The organism is Sulfurifustis variabilis (assembly GCF_002355415.1).
Taxonomy (GTDB): Bacteria; Pseudomonadota; Gammaproteobacteria; order Acidiferrobacterales; family Sulfurifustaceae; genus Sulfurifustis; species Sulfurifustis variabilis.
This window is the reverse complement of record NZ_AP014936.1, coordinates 2148026-2164767: the sequence shown is the minus strand read 5'-3', so window position 1 is coordinate 2164767 and position 16742 is coordinate 2148026. Positions and strand designations below refer to the sequence as shown.

14 protein-coding genes are annotated in these 16742 nt (G+C 68.4%); 8 read left to right on the top strand and 6 right to left on the bottom strand.

What is annotated here, in order from left to right:
* Nucleotides 1–10: 10 nt before the first annotated feature.
* The 6 genes from SVA_RS10220 to SVA_RS10195 all read right to left on the bottom strand — a co-directional run bounded on the left by SVA_RS10220 (nt 11) and on the right by SVA_RS10195 (nt 6038).
* The gene (locus SVA_RS10220) at nt 11–889 is read right to left on the bottom strand and encodes a squalene/phytoene synthase family protein (protein WP_096461123.1); all 879 of its coding nucleotides are present in this window, start codon (nt 887–889) and stop codon (nt 11–13) included.
* Nucleotides 890–928: 39 nt separating this feature from the next.
* Complete coding sequence (locus tag SVA_RS10215; protein ID WP_096461122.1) at nt 929–1900, bottom strand: GGDEF domain-containing response regulator; 972 nt, start codon at nt 1898–1900, stop codon at nt 929–931.
* A gap of 52 nt (nt 1901–1952) precedes the next feature.
* Nucleotides 1953–3173, bottom strand: coding sequence for a DNA recombination protein RmuC (locus SVA_RS10210; protein WP_096461121.1), 1221 nt, complete (start codon nt 3171–3173; stop codon nt 1953–1955).
* Nucleotides 3163–3846, bottom strand: a complete 684-nt coding sequence (gene gph, locus SVA_RS10205) for a phosphoglycolate phosphatase (protein ID WP_096461120.1) — start codon at nt 3844–3846, stop codon at nt 3163–3165. Before gph ends, SVA_RS10210 begins: the two co-directional genes overlap by 11 nt.
* 77 nt (nt 3847–3923) lie before the next feature.
* A complete protein-coding gene (gene ubiG, locus SVA_RS10200) occupies nt 3924–4628 on the bottom strand; it encodes a bifunctional 2-polyprenyl-6-hydroxyphenol methylase/3-demethylubiquinol 3-O-methyltransferase UbiG (protein WP_096461119.1) in 705 nt (234 codons plus the stop codon).
* 96 nt (nt 4629–4724) lie between these two features.
* Nucleotides 4725–6038, bottom strand: a complete 1314-nt coding sequence (locus SVA_RS10195) for a TRZ/ATZ family hydrolase (protein WP_096461118.1) — start codon at nt 6036–6038, stop codon at nt 4725–4727.
* A gap of 61 nt (nt 6039–6099) precedes the next feature.
* Here SVA_RS10195 and mtnA point away from each other — a divergent pair, with 61 nt between their 5' ends.
* From mtnA to aroA, 8 genes are all read left to right on the top strand, one after another.
* A complete protein-coding gene (mtnA, locus tag SVA_RS10190) occupies nt 6100–7170 on the top strand; it encodes an S-methyl-5-thioribose-1-phosphate isomerase (RefSeq protein WP_096461117.1) in 1071 nt (356 codons plus the stop codon).
* 108 nt (nt 7171–7278) lie between these two features.
* Nucleotides 7279–9828 carry a DNA gyrase subunit A gene (gyrA, locus tag SVA_RS10185; RefSeq protein WP_096461116.1) on the top strand — a complete coding sequence of 850 codons (2550 nt, stop codon included), beginning with the start codon at nt 7279–7281 and terminating at the stop codon, nt 9826–9828.
* Between the two features lie 132 nt (nt 9829–9960).
* On the top strand, nt 9961–11043 hold the full coding sequence (serC, locus tag SVA_RS10180) for a 3-phosphoserine/phosphohydroxythreonine transaminase (RefSeq protein WP_096461115.1): 1083 nt from the start codon (nt 9961–9963) through the stop codon (nt 11041–11043).
* A 1-nt stretch (nt 11044) separates the two neighbouring features.
* Complete coding sequence (locus tag SVA_RS10175; protein WP_096461114.1) at nt 11045–12226, top strand: 3-phosphoglycerate dehydrogenase family protein; 1182 nt, start codon at nt 11045–11047, stop codon at nt 12224–12226.
* A gap of 29 nt (nt 12227–12255) precedes the next feature.
* Nucleotides 12256–13338 carry a prephenate dehydratase gene (gene pheA, locus SVA_RS10170; protein WP_096461113.1) on the top strand — a complete coding sequence of 361 codons (1083 nt, stop codon included), beginning with the start codon at nt 12256–12258 and terminating at the stop codon, nt 13336–13338.
* A 5-nt stretch (nt 13339–13343) separates the two neighbouring features.
* Nucleotides 13344–14453 carry a histidinol-phosphate transaminase gene (hisC, locus tag SVA_RS10165; RefSeq protein WP_096461112.1) on the top strand — a complete coding sequence of 370 codons (1110 nt, stop codon included), beginning with the start codon at nt 13344–13346 and terminating at the stop codon, nt 14451–14453.
* Between the two features lie 46 nt (nt 14454–14499).
* Nucleotides 14500–15372 (top strand): prephenate dehydrogenase, encoded by an 873-nt coding sequence (locus SVA_RS10160; protein ID WP_096461111.1) that lies wholly within the window; start codon nt 14500–14502, stop codon nt 15370–15372.
* Nucleotides 15373–15407: 35 nt separating this feature from the next.
* Entirely contained in the window at nt 15408–16733 is a 1326-nt protein-coding gene (aroA, locus tag SVA_RS10155) for a 3-phosphoshikimate 1-carboxyvinyltransferase (RefSeq protein WP_096461110.1), read from the top strand.
* Nucleotides 16734–16742 lie beyond the last annotated feature (9 nt).

Genomic DNA, 16742 nt, shown 5'->3' with positions numbered 1-16742 from the left:
CTCAACCGCCTCACCCGCGCGCGCCCGCGCGGCATCCCTTCCACGCCAGCCAGAGCTTGCGCAGCGGGGTGAGCTCGACACCGTGGTCGAGCACCCGGTAACCGTCGCGGGCGATCTCCTCCAGGGTGGCGCGGGCGAGCGCGGCGAGCACGCACAGGGGGCGGAGGCGGGTACGTTCGGACGACGGCAGCGACGCGGGCAGATCGAGGAACGCAAGGCTTCGCCGGTGCAGCGCGCCCAGGAGATCGCGCAGCGGTTCGCCGTCGCCCCGGCGCAGGAGGTCGGTCGGGGAGATGCCCCGGCGTGCGAGCTCGTCGCCCGGCAGCGCGAGGCGGCCGGAACGCGCGTCGGCACCGAGCCCGGCGATCACGCGGGCGAGCCGCAGACCGACGCCGAGGTCCGCGAGGCTCGCGTCCGGAACGGCGAGCAGCCGCGCCGCGAGCGCGACGAGCGCCCCGTCGGTGTCGCGCGCGTGCATCTCGAGCGCCTCGATGTCGTCGAAGCCGGGCGACGACAAGGATCGGTGCAGTGCGTCCAGCTGTCGCTGCAGCGGCGCGCGGGTGATTTCCTTCCGGGCAAGCGCGTGAACGGCGACCGAGGCCGGGTGGCGCGGCCGGCCTTCGAAGATCGCATCGATTTCTCCGCGCCACCAGGCGAGCTTGTGAACGGCGACCGTCGGGTCGCGGCACTCCTCGGCGATCTCGTCGAGCTCCCGCCACAGCGCATACACCGCGGCGAGCGGCGGTCGCAGGCGCGAGGGCGCCGCGAGCACGGCGTAGTGGAAGTCGGAGCCGGCGAGCTTCGCGCGGCTGTAGGCGAGTGCCTGGGCGACCGGTCCGTCGGCACTTTTCGCGGACGGGAGGGCGTGGCGAAGGAGGGGATGCGCCATGCGCCGGATTGTAATGCAAGAGCGACGCCGGCCGCGAAGTCAGGAGGCGTAGGTCGACTTGCCCTCGTTGTTGACGCAGATGCGGTTGCGGCCGTGCTTCTTGGCGAGATAGAGACGCTGGTCGGCGATGTTCAGGAGCTGATCGATCGTGTCCACGAGCTCCACGGCGTGCGAAGCGACGCCGATGCTGACCGTCAGGGGGAGCGCCTGCTCGCCCACCGCGAAATGGTCCCGCTCGATCGCCGTGCGAATGCGCTCCGCGAGCACCGCGGCGCCCAGCCTGTTGGTGTCGGGCAACAGGATGGCGAACTCCTCTCCGCCGATTCGGGCGACCGTATCCTCCGTGCGCGTCATGCGCGACAGCACTCGAGCGATGTGCACCAGCGCCTCGTCGCCCGCCTGGTGCCCGTGGGTGTCGTTGATGCGCTTGAAGTGGTCGAGATCGGCGACGAGGATGGACAGGTCCGTGCCGTAGCGGCGCGCGATCGCCATCTGCTTGGTGCCGTTCTCGAAGAAGGCGCGTCGGTTCTTCAGCCGCGTGAGCGGGTCGGTGGTCGCCTGCTCGGCCAGCTGCCGGCGGCTCGCCTCGAGCTCGCGAATGGTGTGCGCGAGCTTGTAGTGCACGTTGACGCGCGCCTGCAGCTCGGCCTCGTCGATCGGCTTGGTGATGAAGTCGTTCGCCCCGTTCAGGAACGCCAGGTTCCGGTCCACGTTGTCGTCCGTGGTCGTCATGACGATCACGGGGAGGTTCCGGAATCGCGGCTCGTCGCTCTTGCGAATCTTCACGAGGAGCTGGTGCCCGGTCAGCCGCGGCATGTTGATGTCGGTGATGACCAGCTCGATGTCCGGGTTGCGCTCGAGCATGTCCCACGCGTCCGCCCCGTCCTTGGCGTGCAGCAGGCGGTAACTGCCGGCGAGATACTTCGACAGCAGCGCGGTGGTCGTCTGCGAGTCTTCGACGAGCAGGACGTACGGCAGGCGCTCGTTCTCGCGGGAGGCTCGGTCGGTCATGGCGGCGCGGCGCAAATCATACTAAGAGTGGCCGCCGGCTCATATCCCGAGGCTACTCCCCGACCTCGCGCACTTTCTTCTCGATCCGAAGCGGCTCCTCCAGGTCCTTGACCGCGCCGACCCCGAGCTCCGTGAAGCGCCGGGCCCCGGGAACCAGCTTGGTTTCGAACGAACCGACCGCGCGGTTGTAGCTCTCGACCGCCCGGTCGAGTCCCTTGCCGACCCCGGTCAGGTGCTCGGCGAAGGTGGCCAGCCGGCGGTACAGCTCCTCGCCCACCTCGCGGATGCGCTCGGCGTTGGCGGCGAGCGCCTCCTGCCGCCAGCCGTAGGCGACGGCGCGCAGCAGGGCGACGAAGCTGGTGGGCGTCGTGAGGATGATGCGATTGCTCAGCGCGTCTTCGAGCAGCGTGCGGTCGTGGTCGAGGGCGGCCGCGAGGAACTGATCGCCCGGGATGAACAGCACGACGAAATCGGGCGCGCGGCGGAACTGGCTCCAGTAGCTTTTCGCGGCGAGCTCCTTCACGCGCTCGCGCACCTTCCGCGCGTGGTGCTCCAGGTGACGTCGTCGCGTTTCGTCGTCGGCCGCCTCGACGGCGTTGAGGTACGCGTCGAGCGGCGTTTTCACGTCGACCACGATCTCGCGGCCGTCCGGCAGGCGCACGATCATGTCGGGACGGAGGCGCCCGGCCTCCGTGTCGAGCGTCGTCTGTTCGTAGAAATCGCAGTGCTCGACCATGCCGGCGAGCTCGGCGAGACGCTTGAGCGTCAGCTCGCCCCACTGCCCGCGCACCTCGGGCCGGCGAAGCGCCTGCACCAGATTGCGCGTCTCGCTCTGCAGGAGCTGCTGCGTCTGCGCCATGGTCTCGAGGTGCTTGCTGAGCGAGCCGTACGCCTCGTGCCGCGCCTGCTCCATCAGGCGGATCTGCTCGGCCGTCCTGTCGAGCGACTCGCGCAGGGGCTTGACGAGCGCCTCGACCGCCTTCTCCTTCTGCTCGAGGTCGTGTCTGCCCTGCAGATGCAGCTTGGCGAGCGCCTGCTCGGCGAGCTGGAGGAAGGCGGCGTTGTTCTCGCGCAGCGCCTGGTGCGAGAGGTTGGCGAAGCGCTGCTCGAGCTCGGCGGCTCGCGTTTCCGCGGCCAAACGCTCCAGATCGAGCTTCGTCGTGAGCTCCGTAACGCGACGCAGGTGCCGGCTCGAGGCGAGCAGCCACCCCAGACCGAAGCCCAGAGCGGCCGCAAGCACTATTATAAGTATCGTCCCGCCGTCAGCGGGCATGCCGCCTCCCGGCCGCCGCGTCGATCCAGTCGAGAACCTCGAGGGGCGAGCGGATCAGCGCGTCGGCGCCCCACCGCGACGGCGATTCATTCTCCCCGATGTATCCGAAGAGCGCCACCAGCGTGCGCATGCCGGCGTCTCGCCCGGCGCGCACGTCGCGCTCGGCATCGCCGACGTACAGGCAGTCCTCGGGTTTCGCCGCCGCGATCCGGCAGGCATGCAGCATCGGTTCGGGATGCGGTTTCTTGTTGTTCGTGGTGTCGCCGCTCACCACGCAGACGGGCGGGTGCGGCAGCCCGAGGCGCTCCACGAGCGGATCCGTCAGGAATGCCGGCTTGTTGGTCACGATGCCCCAGGCGATGCCTCGCGCGCGCAGCGCGGCCAGCAGATCGGGGACGCCCGGGAACAGCCGCGTTTCGCGGCAGAGGTCCTGGGCGTAGATCTCGAGCAGGCGCGCGCGCCGCTCGGCATAGCCCGGCTCGCCCGGCGCGAGCGCGAAACCGATCCGTATCAGCGCCGGGCTGCCGTGCGACACGACCGGTCGGATCCGTTCGAACGGAAGGGGCGCGCGGCCGGCTTCGGCGAGAAGCCTGTTGAGCGCCGCTGCGAGATCGGGCGCCGTGTCGGCGAGCGTCCCGTCCAGGTCGAACAGTACGGTACGGATCGATGTCATTTCGGGGAACGAGGATTCTGAATCTTGAATTCCGAACGAGGCGGGCGCCGCGCGCGTCGTTAATTCAACATTCGACATCAAGCGTTCATGTGGGCGAGGTAGTTCACGTCCACGCCGGGTCCGAGCCGGTAGTGCCGGGTGAGCGGGTTGTAGTGCATGCCGACCAGCTCCCGCATGTGCAGCCCTGCGGCGCGCGCCCAGCGCTCGAGCTCCGAGGGACGGATGAACTTGAGGTACTCGTGCGTGCCGCGCGGAAGCAGATTCAGCACGTACTCGGCGCCGACGATGGCGAAAACGAAGGCCTTCGGCGTGCGGTTGATGGTCGAGACGAACACGTGACCGCCCGGTTTGACGAGCCGTGCGCAGGCGGCCACCGTGGAGGCGGGGTCGGGCACGTGCTCGAGGAGCTCCATGCAGGTGACGACGTCGTAGCCTTCGGGGCGCTCGCGGGCCAGGTCCTCGGCGCTGATCTTGAGGTACTCGACCTCGCGTCCGCTCTCCTTGAGATGCAGCCGGGCCACGGCGAGGGGCGCTTCGCCCAGGTCGATGCCCGTGACGCGCGCGCCGAGCCCGGCCATCGCCTCCGACAGAATCCCGCCGCCGCAGCCCACGTCGACAACCCGCTTGCCCGCGAGGCCCGCACGCTGATCGATGAAGCGCAGCCGCAGCGGATTGATCTCGTGCAGCGGCCGGAATTCCGCATGCGGGTCCCACCAGCGCGCGGCCAGTGCCTCGAATTTGGCGAGCTCGGCGGCGTCGAAGTTGGGAGTGGAATGAGGCATCAAAAGCGAATGTTTAATTTTGAATGTGTAATGCTGAATCGAGGTGCGCGCTTCGCGCGCGTCATTAATTCAAAATTCAACATTAAGCATTCAACGTTATGGTTTTATCTTATCACGCCAGGCGCGGGCCTTTTGCAGGGCGGCGCGCTCGTCGAGCGTGGTGAGCTGACGGTTCTTGAGGAGTCGCCGGCCATGGACCCACACGTCGCTGACCTGAGCGCGGCTCGCCGTATAGACGATCTGGGAGGCGGGATCGTAGACCGGCTCGCTCGGCAGGTGGGAAAGGTCGATGGCGACGAGATCGGCCTGCTTTCCGCGCTCGAGCGAGCCGATGCGATCGTCCAGGCCGAGCGCCTTCGCCCCGTTCAGCGTCGCCATCCGCAGCGCAGTGTGCGCGGGGACGGCGGTCGCTTCGCCTGCGACGCCTTTGGCGAGCAGGGCGGCGAGCCGCAGCTCTTCCAGCATGTCGAGGTCGTTGTTGCTCGCCGCGCCGTCGGTGCCGATCGCGACGTTGACGCCGGCCGTGAGCAGCGCGTGCACCGGACAGAAGCCGCTCGCGAGCTTCAGGTTCGAGCTCGGACAGTGGACGACGCTCGCGCCGCTCCCGGCAAGCATGCCGATCTCCCCGGCCGAGAGCTGTGTCATGTGCACTGCGGCCAGGCTCGGACCGATCAGCCCGAGCTCGGCGAGGCGCGCGAGCGGCCGCCTGCCGGTGGCCTCGACCGCGTTCGCCACCTCGTGCGCCGTCTCGTGCACGTGCATGTGCACCGGGAGGTTCAGCTCGTCGTTGACGGTGCGAAGCCGCTGGAGCGGCGCGTCGGAGACGGTGTACGGCGCATGCGGCGCGAACGCCGTGGTGACCAGCTCGGCGGCCCGCAACCCGTCGTGGACGGCGAGCCCCTTGTGCAGGTACTCGTCGGCCGTCTGCGCGTACGCCGTCGGAAAATCGAGCACGATCAGGCCGACCACCGCGCGCATGCCGGCGGAGAGGCAGACGCGCGCGGTGTCCTCGGCGAAAAAGTACATGTCGTTGAAGCAGGTGGTACCGCTCGCGAGCATCTCGGCCACGGCGAGCTCGGTGCCCTCGCGCACGAATTCGGGGGTGACCCACTTCGCCTCCGCGGGCCACACGTGCTCGTTGAGCCAGGTCATCAGCGGGATGTCGTCGGCAAGACCGCGGAACAGGCTCATTGCGGCGTGCGTGTGGGCGTTCACGAACCCCGGGAGCAGGGCATGCTGCGGGAAATGCAGGGTGTCCGAGGCGCGGTAGCGCTGCTCGGCCTCGGGGCTCGGGAGCAGATCCACGATGCGCCCACCTCGCACGGCCAGCGCGTGGTCCCGGTGGACCCGCCCGGCGGGCTCGATCGGGATAATCCATCGTGCGTGGATCAGGGTGTCGACGTCGGTCATCGCTGGCTGCGGTTCGTGGCGGCGCTTAATATATACGTGCCTCACGCGCGATTCGAGCCGAATGAACCGACCCGCACCCGCCCCGAACCTCGCCTACGACCGCGTCCGTGCGGTCGAATGGGTGGAGGGACGCATCCGCCTTATCGACCAGCGCGTGCTGCCGCTGCACGAGGCCTACGTGCATCTCGACACCGTCGAGCAGACGGCCGAGGCGATCCGCGACATGGTCGTGCGCGGCGCGCCGGCGATCGGCGTCACGGCGGCCTACGGCGTGGTGCTCGCCGCGCGCGACCGGTATGCGCGTTCGGCAGGCGCCTGGACGGAGGCGATCGGGGCGGATCTGGCCCGCATCGCCGCCGCGCGGCCGACCGCGGTGAATCTCGCCTGGGCGATCGCGCGCATGCGCGGGGTGATCGAGGCGGGCATCGCCGGCGACCCCGTCCCGCGGTTGCTCGTCGAGGCGCAACGAATCCACGCCGAGGACATCGCGGCCAACCGGGCCATGGGCGACCACGGTGCCGACCTGATCGCGCCGGGCAGCGGGGTGTTGACGCACTGCAACACGGGGGCCCTCGCGACCGGCGGCTATGGCACGGCTCTCGGCGTGATTCGTTCCGGCTACGCGACCGGAAAGATCGCCCGGGTCTACGCGGACGAAACCCGGCCGTGGCTGCAAGGGGCCCGACTGACGGCCTGGGAGCTGTCGCAGGAAGGCATTCCGGTGACGATGATCGCCGACGGCGCGGCCGCGTGGCTCATGCGGCAGGGGAAGGTGCAATGGGTGATCGTCGGCGCCGACCGCATCGCGGCGAACGGCGACGTCGCCAACAAGATCGGCACGTACATGACGGCGCTCGCCGCCCGACACCACGGGCTCAGGTTCATGGTGGTCGTCCCGATCTCCACGATCGACCTCGCCACCCCGAACGGGGAGGCCATCCCGATCGAGCAGCGCCCGGAATCCGAGGTGCTGGCCTTCGGCGGGACCCGCGTCGCGGCCGAGGGGGCGAGCGCCTGGAACCCCGCCTTCGACATCACCCCGGCGGGGCTGGTCGACGCCCTGGTGACCGAGCGCGGGGTGGTTCTCGCCCCCGACCGCGCGAAGATCGCGGCGCTCATGGCCAGGGGCTGAGAACCGTTCCCAAACCTCCAGTAGTAGCGTCCCGCGTGGTAGAATTGCGCGCTTTCCGGAACAGCGCCACCGCGCCCGGCAACCCCCGCTAAACCGCCTCCAAGCCGAATGGAACAGGTCGCCAGAGAGACGATCCCGGTCAATCTCGAAGACGAGATGAAGCAGTCCTACCTCGATTACGCGATGAGCGTGATCGTGGGCCGGGCGCTCCCGGACGTGCGCGACGGGCTGAAGCCCGTGCACCGGCGGGTGCTCTATGCCATGCGCGAGCTCGGCAACGACTACAACAAGCCCTACAAGAAGTCGGCGCGCGTGGTCGGCGACGTCATCGGCAAGTACCACCCGCACGGCGACACCGCGGTGTACGACACGATCGTGCGCCTGGCGCAGGACTTCTCCATGCGCTACCCGCTGATCGACGGACAGGGCAACTTCGGCTCGGTCGACGGGGACGCCCCGGCGGCCATGCGCTACACCGAGATCCGCATGAGCCGGATCGCGCACGAGCTGCTCGCCGACCTCGACAAGGAGACGGTCGACTTCGCGCCGAACTACGACGGCAGCGAGCGCGAACCGGTGGTCATGCCGACCAAGCTTCCGAACCTGCTGGTCAACGGCTCCTCGGGCATCGCGGTCGGCATGGCGACCAACATCCCGCCGCACAACCTCACCGAGGTGGTGAACGCCTGCCTCGCGCTGATCGAGAACCCGGAGGCGACGGTCGACGACCTGATGGCGCACATCCCCGGTCCGGACTTTCCCACCGCGGCGATCATCCACGGCGTCGACGGCATCCGCGAGGCCTACCGCACCGGGCGCGGGCGCATCTACGTGCGCGCCAGGGTCGACATCGAGACCGACGAGAAGAGCGGGCGCCAGACGGTCGTCGTGACCGAGCTGCCGTACCAGGTGAACAAGGCGCGCCTGCTCGAGCACATCGCGGAGCTCGTGAAGGACGGCAAGCTCGACGGCATCTCCGAGCTGCGCGACGAGTCGGACAAGTCCGGCATGCGCATGGTGATCGAGCTCAAGCGCGGCGAGGTCGCCGACGTGCTGGTGAACAATCTCTACGAGCACACCGCGCTGCAGAGCGTCTTCGGCGTGAACATGGTCGCGCTGATCAACAACCAGCCGCGCCTGCTCGACCTCAAGCAGATGCTCGAGGCCTTCGTCCGCCACCGCCGCGAGGTGGTGACGCGGCGCTCGGTCTACGACCTGCGCAAGAGCCGCGACCGCGCCCACGTGCTGGAAGGCCTTGCCGTCGCGCTCGAGAACATCGACGAGATGGTCGCGCTCATCAAGGCCGCGAAGGACCCGGCCGAGGCGAAGGCCAGGATGATCGCGCGCGCATGGTCGGCGAAGGTCGTGGGCGCGATGCTCGCGCGCAGCGATGCGAACCTCACGCGCCCGCAGGGGCTCGCCGCCGACTTCGGCCTGCGCAAGGACGGCTACTGGCTGTCCGAGACGCAGGCGCAGGCGATTCTCGACCTGCGGCTGCACCGCCTCACCGGTCTCGAGCAGGAGAAGCTCCACGCCGAGTACCAGGAAATCCTGAAGACTATCGCCGACCTGCTCGAGATCCTCTCGAACCCCGATCGGCTGATGCAGGTGATCCGCGACGAACTGACCCAGCTGCGCGACCAGTACGGCGACGCGCGGCGTACCGAGATTCTCGAGACGCGCGTGAGCCTCCGGATGGAGGACCTGATCGCCGACGAGGACGTGGTCGTCACGCTCTCGCACGCGGGCTACATCAAGTCGCAGCCGTTGACGGCGTACCGGGCGCAACGGCGCGGCGGGCGCGGCAAGACTGCGACCAGCGTCAAGGAAGAGGACTTCGTCGAGAAGCTCATCATCGCAAACACGCACGCGACGATCCTGTGCTTCACCAGCCGCGGCAAGGTGTACTGGCGCAGGGTCTACGAGATTCCGCAGGCCGGGCGCGGCGCACGCGGCAAGCCTATCGTGAACCTGCTGCCGCTCGAAGCGGACGAGAAGATCAACGCCATCCTTCCCGTGCGCAGTTTCGAGCAGGGCGGCTTCATCTTCATGGCGACGTCCGACGGTACCGTGAAGAAGACCGATCTGGCCGAGTTCACCCGGCCGCGCTCGACCGGTATCCGGGCGATCGAGCTCGAGGAGGGCAACCGGCTGATCGGCGCGGCGCTCACGAGCGGTTCGAGCGAGATCCTGCTCTTCAGCAACGCCGGCAAGAGCGTGCGCTTCAACGAGGCGGACGTGCGCCCCATGGGACGCAGCGCGCGCGGCGTGCGCGGCATCGACCTGAAGGAGGGTCAGTCGGTGGTGTCGCTCATCATCGCCGGCAAGGACATCGCGGAGTCGGCCGCGGTGCTCACCGTCACGCAGAACGGCTACGGCAAGCGGACGAATCTGTCCGAGTATCCGACCCACCGGCGCGGCGGTCAGGGCGTGATCTCGATCCAGGTCACCGAGCGCAACGGCCCGGTCGTGGGCGCGGGCCTCTTCGACGAGGGCGACGAGGTGATGCTGATCAGCGACGGCGGTACGCTCATCCGTACGCGGGTGAAGGAAATTTCGGTGATCGGACGCAACACCCAGGGCGTCCGCCTGATCGAGATGGGCGAGGGGGAGAAGCTAGCCGGGATCGAGAAGATCGAGGAGTCGGACGAAGAATGACAATGTTGAATGTTGAATTCTAAATGTTGAATTGAGGTGCGCGCGCAGCGCGCGTCATTAATTCAACATTCAGCATTGAGCATTCAACATTTTCTTTCGTCCGTTTCACCTACTTCAGATTCAGGATGGCGAATGGCACGGGTGTATAACTTCAGCGCGGGACCGGCGGTGCTGCCGGAAGAGGTGCTCACGCAGGCGCGCGACGAGCTCGTCGACTGGCGCAGCTCCGGCATGTCGGTGATGGAGATGAGCCACCGCGGCAAGGAGTTCATCTCCATCGCGGAGAAGGCCGAGGCCGACCTGCGGGAGCTGCTCGCGATTCCCGCAAGCCACAAGGTCCTGTTTCTCCAGGGCGGCGCCACGCAGCAGTTCGCGATGGTGCCGATGAACCTGCTGCGCGGCAAGAAGAGCGCCGACTACGTCAACACGGGGCAATGGTCGAAAAAGGCGATCTCCGAGGCGAAGAAGCTCGGCGCCGCCAATGTCGTCGCCACGTCGGAGGCGAGCAATTTCACGACGGTGCCGGCGCCGGGCGCGTGGAAGCTCGACCCGAACGCGGCCTACGTCCACTACACGCCCAACGAGACGATCGGGGGCGTCGAGTTCCACTGGATCCCGGACACCGGCGACGTGCCGCTCGTGGCCGACATGTCCTCGACCATCCTGTCGCGGCCGCTCGACGTCGCGCGCTACGGCCTGATCTACGCCGGCGCCCAGAAGAATATCGGCCCCGCGGGTCTCACGATCGTCATCGTCCGCGAGGACCTGATCGGCGGCGCGGCCCCCGGCACGCCGAGCATGATGGATTACAGGATTCACGCGGAGAACGGCTCGATGTACAACACGCCGCCGACCTACGCGTGGTACATCGCCGGGCTCGTGTTCGAGTGGCTGAAGCGCCGGGGCGGGCTGAAGGCGATGGCGGCCGTCAACGAGCGCAAGGCGAAGAAGCTCTACGACTACATCGACGCCTCCGGCTTCTACCGAAACCCGGTCGATCCCGCGTGCCGTTCCTGGATGAACGTGCCGTTCACGCTCGCCGACGCCGCGCTCGACGAGGCCTTCCTCAAGGGAGCGAAGGGTGCGGGGCTCGTACAGCTCAAGGGCCACCGTTCGGTCGGCGGCATGCGCGCGAGCATCTACAACGCGATGCCCGAAGCGGGCGTGGACGCGCTCATCGACTACATGAAGACGTTCGTCAAGAACAAGGGCTGACGTGTACAAGATTCTGACGCTCAACAACATCTCGCCGCTCGGTCTGTCGCGGCTGCCGGATGAGCTGTACCAGGTGGGCACCGCCATCCCGGAGCCGGACGCGATCCTGGTCCGCTCGGCCAACATGCACGAGCTCGCCATCCCGAAGTCGCTCAAGGCCGTCGGCCGCGCGGGGGCGGGCGTGAACAACATACCGGTGGCGAAGATGTCGCAGCTCGGTATTCCCGTCTTCAACGCTCCGGGGGCGAACGCGAATGCGGTCAAGGAGCTCGTGGTGGCGGGACTCATCATGGCCTGCCGGCACATCGCGCCCGCCTGGGAATTCGCGCGCGCGCTCAATGGGACCGACGAGGAGATCCACAAGGCCGTGGAGGCGGGCAAGAAGAAATTCGCGGGTTTCGAGCTGCCCGGCCGGACGCTTGGCGTCATCGGCCTCGGGGCCATCGGGCGCATCGTCGCGAACGCGGGCGTGGCGCTCGGCATGAAGGTGGTGGGTTTCGATCCCGGCCTGACGGTGGAAGGAGCGTGGCAGCTCTCCGCGAGCGTGCAGAAGGCGCGCTCGATCGACGATCTGCTGAAGAACGTCGACTTCGTCACCTTCCACGTGCCGCTGAACGACAAGACCAGGTACATGATCAACGCCGAGCGGCTGAAGCTCATGCGCGACGGCGTGGTGATCCTGAACTTCGCGCGCGAGGGCATCGTCGACGACGCCGCCGTTTCCGCCGCGATCAAGAGCGGCAAGGTCTACGCGTACGTGTGCGACTTCCCGAACAACGTGCTCAAGAACCACGAGAGGGTCGTTACCCTGCCGCACCTCGGCGCCTCCACGCGCGAGGCCGAGGAGAACTGCGCCGTCATGGTCGCCGACCAGGTGCGGGACTTCCTCGAGAACGGCAACATCCGCAACTCGGTCAATTTTCCCGAGGTCGTATTGCCCCGAGGCACCGATTACCGCATGGTGGTCGCCAACGCGAACGTGCCCAACATGCTCGGACAGATCTCGGAGGCCTTCGGCCTCGCCGGCATGAACATCCACGACATGGTGAACATGTCGCGCGGCGAGCTCGCCTACACCGTGGTCGACCTGGACAGCCCGATCCCGGAGGCGGTCCGGGAGCACATCGCCGGCATCCAGGGGGTCCTGATGGCGCGCATCGTCGATCCGCCGCGGCCGTTCTGACGCCCGCGGCACCGCCCGTTGCCATACCAATGACCAAAGAAGAGCGGCGGCTGCGAGAGCTTCGCGGCAAGATCGACGCGCTGGACGAGAAGATCCAGGCGCTTCTCAGCCGGCGCGCGCGCATCGCGCAGGAAGTCGCGCACAGCAAGGCCCGCAACGGCGACAAGTATTTTTACCGGCCGGAACGCGAGGCGGAGGTGCTGCGGCGCGCGCTCGAGCGCAACCGGGGACCGTTGCCGGACGAGTCGGTCGCCCGGGTGTTCCGCGAGATCATGTCGGCCTGCCTCGCGCTGGAGTCGCCGCTCAAGATCGCGTTCCTCGGGCCCGCGGGCACGTTTACGCAGGAGGCCGCCCTGAAGCACTTCGGGCAGGCCGTGGAGACGTTGCCGCTCGGCGCGATCGATGAAGTGTTCCGGGAGGTGGAGTCCGGCAACGCCCACTTCGGGGTGGTGCCGGTCGAGAATTCCACCGAGGGGGTAGTGAACCACACGCTCGACATGTTCCTCGCGTCGTCGCTCAAGATCTGCGGCGAGGTCGCGTTGCGGGTACACCATCACCTGCTGGGCACGGGCGCGACGTCAGCCGCGCGGCGCGTCGTCTCGCACCAGCAGTCGCTTGCGCAATGCCGCGAGTGGCTCGACGCACACCTCCCCGGGATCGACCGGGTCTCGGTCGCCAGCAACGCGGAGGCGGCGCGGCTCGCGGCGGCGGATTCCGGGACCCTGGCGATCGCGGGAGACTCGGCCGCGGGCCTTTACGGTCTCACGATCCTGGCGACGAACATCGAGGACCGGCCGGACAACACCACCCGCTTCCTCGTGATCGGGGATCTCGACACGCAGCCCACGGGGGCGGACAAGACGAGCCTGCTCCTGTCCGGCAAGAACCGCCCCGGCGCGCTGCACCGGCTGCTCGCGCCGCTCGCGCGCCACGGCATCAACATGACCCGTATCGAGTCGCGCCCGTCGCGGCGAAGCATCTGGGAGTACGTCTTCTTCATCGACATCGAGGGGCACGTCCGCGACCGCAAGGTGGCGGGCGTGCTGAAGCGGCTCGAAGGCGAGGCCGCGTTCTACAAGTGCCTCGGCTCATACCCGAAGGCCGTCGCCTGACAGCCATGACCTTCGAACCGATCGCCCTCGCCGCTCCCGGCGTGCGCCGCCTCTCGCCGTACCAGCCGGGCAAGCCGCTCGACGCGCTGGAGCGGGAGTACGGCGTCCGCAACGCGATCAAGCTGGCGAGCAACGAGAACCCGCTCGGTCCAGGCCCGGCCGCCGTCGCGGCCGCGCGGGCGGCGCTCGAGGGCGTGGGACGCTATCCGGACGGGGCCGGTTTCGGGCTGAAGCGCGCTCTCGCCGCGCGTCTCGGCGTCGACGCCATGCAGATCACGCTCGGGAACGGCTCGAACGACGTGCTCGAGCTCGTGGCGCGCGCGTTCCTCGGTCCGGACACCGAGGTCGTGTATGCCGCCCACGCCTTCGCGGTGTACGCGCTCGTCACGCAGGCGGCGGGAGCGCGGGCCGTCGTCGTGCCCGCCAGGGATTGGGGCCACGATCTGGACGCGATGCGGGCGGCGGTCGGACCCCGTACCCGGCTCGTCTTCATCGCCAATCCCAACAACCCGACCGGCACGTGGCTGCGTGCCGGAGACCTGGAAGGCTTCGTACGCGCCGTGCCCGAGAACGTGCTGGTCGTCGTCGACGAGGCCTACTTCGAGTACGTGGACGAGCCGGACTATCCGGACACGGTCGGGTGGATCGCGAAGTACCCGAACCTGATCACCACCCGAACCTTCTCGAAGATCCATGGGCTCGCCGGTCTGCGCGTCGGATACGGGGTGTCGCATCCGGCCGTCGCCGATCTGTTGAACCGCGTGCGCCAGCCGTTCAACGTGAACAGCGCCGCGGCCGCCGCGGCGGAAGCGGCGCTGCGCGACGAGGCGCACGTGGCGCGCAGCCGGGACATGAACCGCGCGGGACTGCGGCAGCTGACCGAGGGAACGAAGAAGCTCGGTCTCCCGCACATCCCGTCGACCGCTAACTTCGTTTGCATCGAAGTCGGTCAGGCGGCCGCCGTCTACGAAGGGCTGCTGCGCGAGGGCGTGATCGTACGGCCGGTGGCGAACTACGGGATGCCGCGCCACCTTCGCGTGACCGTGGGCCTGCCTGAAGAGAACGAGCGTTTCCTGAAAGCCCTGGACAAGGTGCTCGGAGGTTCGCGACGGTGACTGCTCAGGCCACCACGCCGTCACCGACGGCCGCCCGCGATTACGAATGATCGACAAGCTCGCCATCATCGGTGTCGGACTCATGGGCGGTTCGCTCGCCCGCGCGTTGCGCGAACGGAACGAGGTCGGGGAAATCGTCGGTTATGGCCGAACGATCGCCAATCTGGACGAGGCGATCGAGCTCAACGTGATCGACCATGCGGAAACGAGCATCGCGGCCGCGGTCGACGGCGCGGACATGATCGTGCTTGCCGTGCCCGTCGGTGCGATGCGCGAAGTGCTCGACGCGGCGGCACCCGCGATCGGGTCGCATGCCGTCGTGACCGACGTGGGAAGCGTCAAGCAAACGGTCATCGACGCGGCGAGGGCGGCGCTGGGGCCACGCTTCGCCTCGTTCGTGCCGGGTCATCCGATCGCCGGGACCGAGCAGTCGGGCGCGCGCGCCGCGCGCGGCAATCTTTACGAGGACCGGCGCGTGATCCTCACGCCCGGACCCGAGACGGACCCGACGGCGACCGGGCGGGTGACTGCCATGTGGCGGGCGGTCGGGGCCGAGGTCGTCTCCATGCCCGCTGCCGATCACGACCGGGTACTGGCCGCCAGCAGCCACCTGCCCCATGCCCTCGCGTACGCGCTGGTCGACATGCTGGTGCGGCTGGACGACCATCGCTCGATCTTCGAGTGCGCCGGCGGCGGGTTTCGCGACTTTACGCGGATCGCCGCCAGCGACCCGGTAATGTGGCGCGACATCTGTCTCGCCAACCGGGAGCCGCTCCTCGCGCTGCTCGAACAGTACCAGGAGAACCTGCGTCTGCTCGGCGAGGCGCTCGAACGGGCCGACGGCGAATGGCTGCGCGAGACCTTTGCGCGGGCCAAACGCGCCCGCGAGGGGTTGCATGGCCCGGGGGACGGCGAGTAGTTTGCTCCGTTCGCGCGTCTCACTGCATATCACCCATGTCCGATTCACGCATCGACTTCCTCGTGCAACCCGGCGGCGCGCTCGTCGGGCGCCTGCGCGTCCCCGGCGACAAATCGATCTCGCACCGCAGCGTGATGCTCGGGGCGCTCGCGGAAGGGCGGACCGCCGCCGAGGGGCTCCTCGAGGGCGAGGACGTCCTGCGTACGGTGAACGCCTTTCGCGCCATGGGCGTCCGGGTGGACGGTCCGCGCGCGGGGCACGTCGAGATCGAAGGGGTGGGTCTGCACGGACTCAAGGCGCCGGCCGCGCCGCTCGACATGGGCAATTCCGGCACCGCGATGCGCCTCATGGCCGGGATTCTCGCCGGCCAGGCCTTCGATTCGGAGCTGGTCGGCGATCCTTCCCTCAGCAAGCGACCGATGAAGCGCGTGGCCGAGCCGTTGAACCGGATGGGCGCGGAGATCCGGACGGAAGAGGGCGGCCGCCCCCCGCTGCGCATCTCCGGCGGGCGGGCGCTGTCGGCCATCCGTTACGCGCTGCCGGTCCCCAGCGCGCAGGTGAAGTCCGCGTTGCTGCTCGCCGGCCTCTACGCGAAAGGCGAGACGGCCGTCACCGAGCCTGCGCCCACGCGCGATCACACCGAACGGATGCTCCGGGGCTTCGGTTATGCCGTCGAAGTGAGCGGTTCGACGGTGCGCCTGAGCGGCGGGGGGCGTCTGAAAGCCTGCCGGATCGACGTTCCGGCCGACATCTCCTCGGCGGCCTTCTTTCTCGTGGGCGCCTCGATCGCTCCGGGCGCGGATATCGTCCTCGAGCACGTGGGCATGAATCCGACGCGGGTCGGCGTGCTCACCATCCTCGGGCTCATGGGAGCGGATATCGGCATCGAAAATGCCCGTGAGTCCGGCGGTGAACCGGTCGCCGATCTGCGCGTGCGCGCCAGTCGGCTGCGCGGCATCCGAATCCCGCCGGAGCAGGTTCCGCTCGCGATCGACGAGTTCCCCGCGCTGCTCGTCGCGGCGGCCTGCGCCGAGGGGGAAACCGTCCTTTCCGGGGCCGAGGAACTGCGGGTCAAGGAGAGCGACCGTATCGCCGCGACGGCGGCGGGACTGCGGGCCCTCGGGATCGACGCCCGCGAGACACCCGACGGCATGATCGTGCGCGGAGGCGGCGCCTTCCGGTCGGGTACGGTCGAAAGCCTGGGCGATCACCGCATCGCGATGGCCTTCGCCATGGCCGGGCTGCGATCGCAGGGCCCGATCACCATCCGCGACTGCAAGAATGTCGATACCTCGTTCCCCGGGTTCGTGGAACTGGCGCGTCGGGCCGGACTGGGGATCACGATACGCGGCGGGCGGTAACGGACGCCG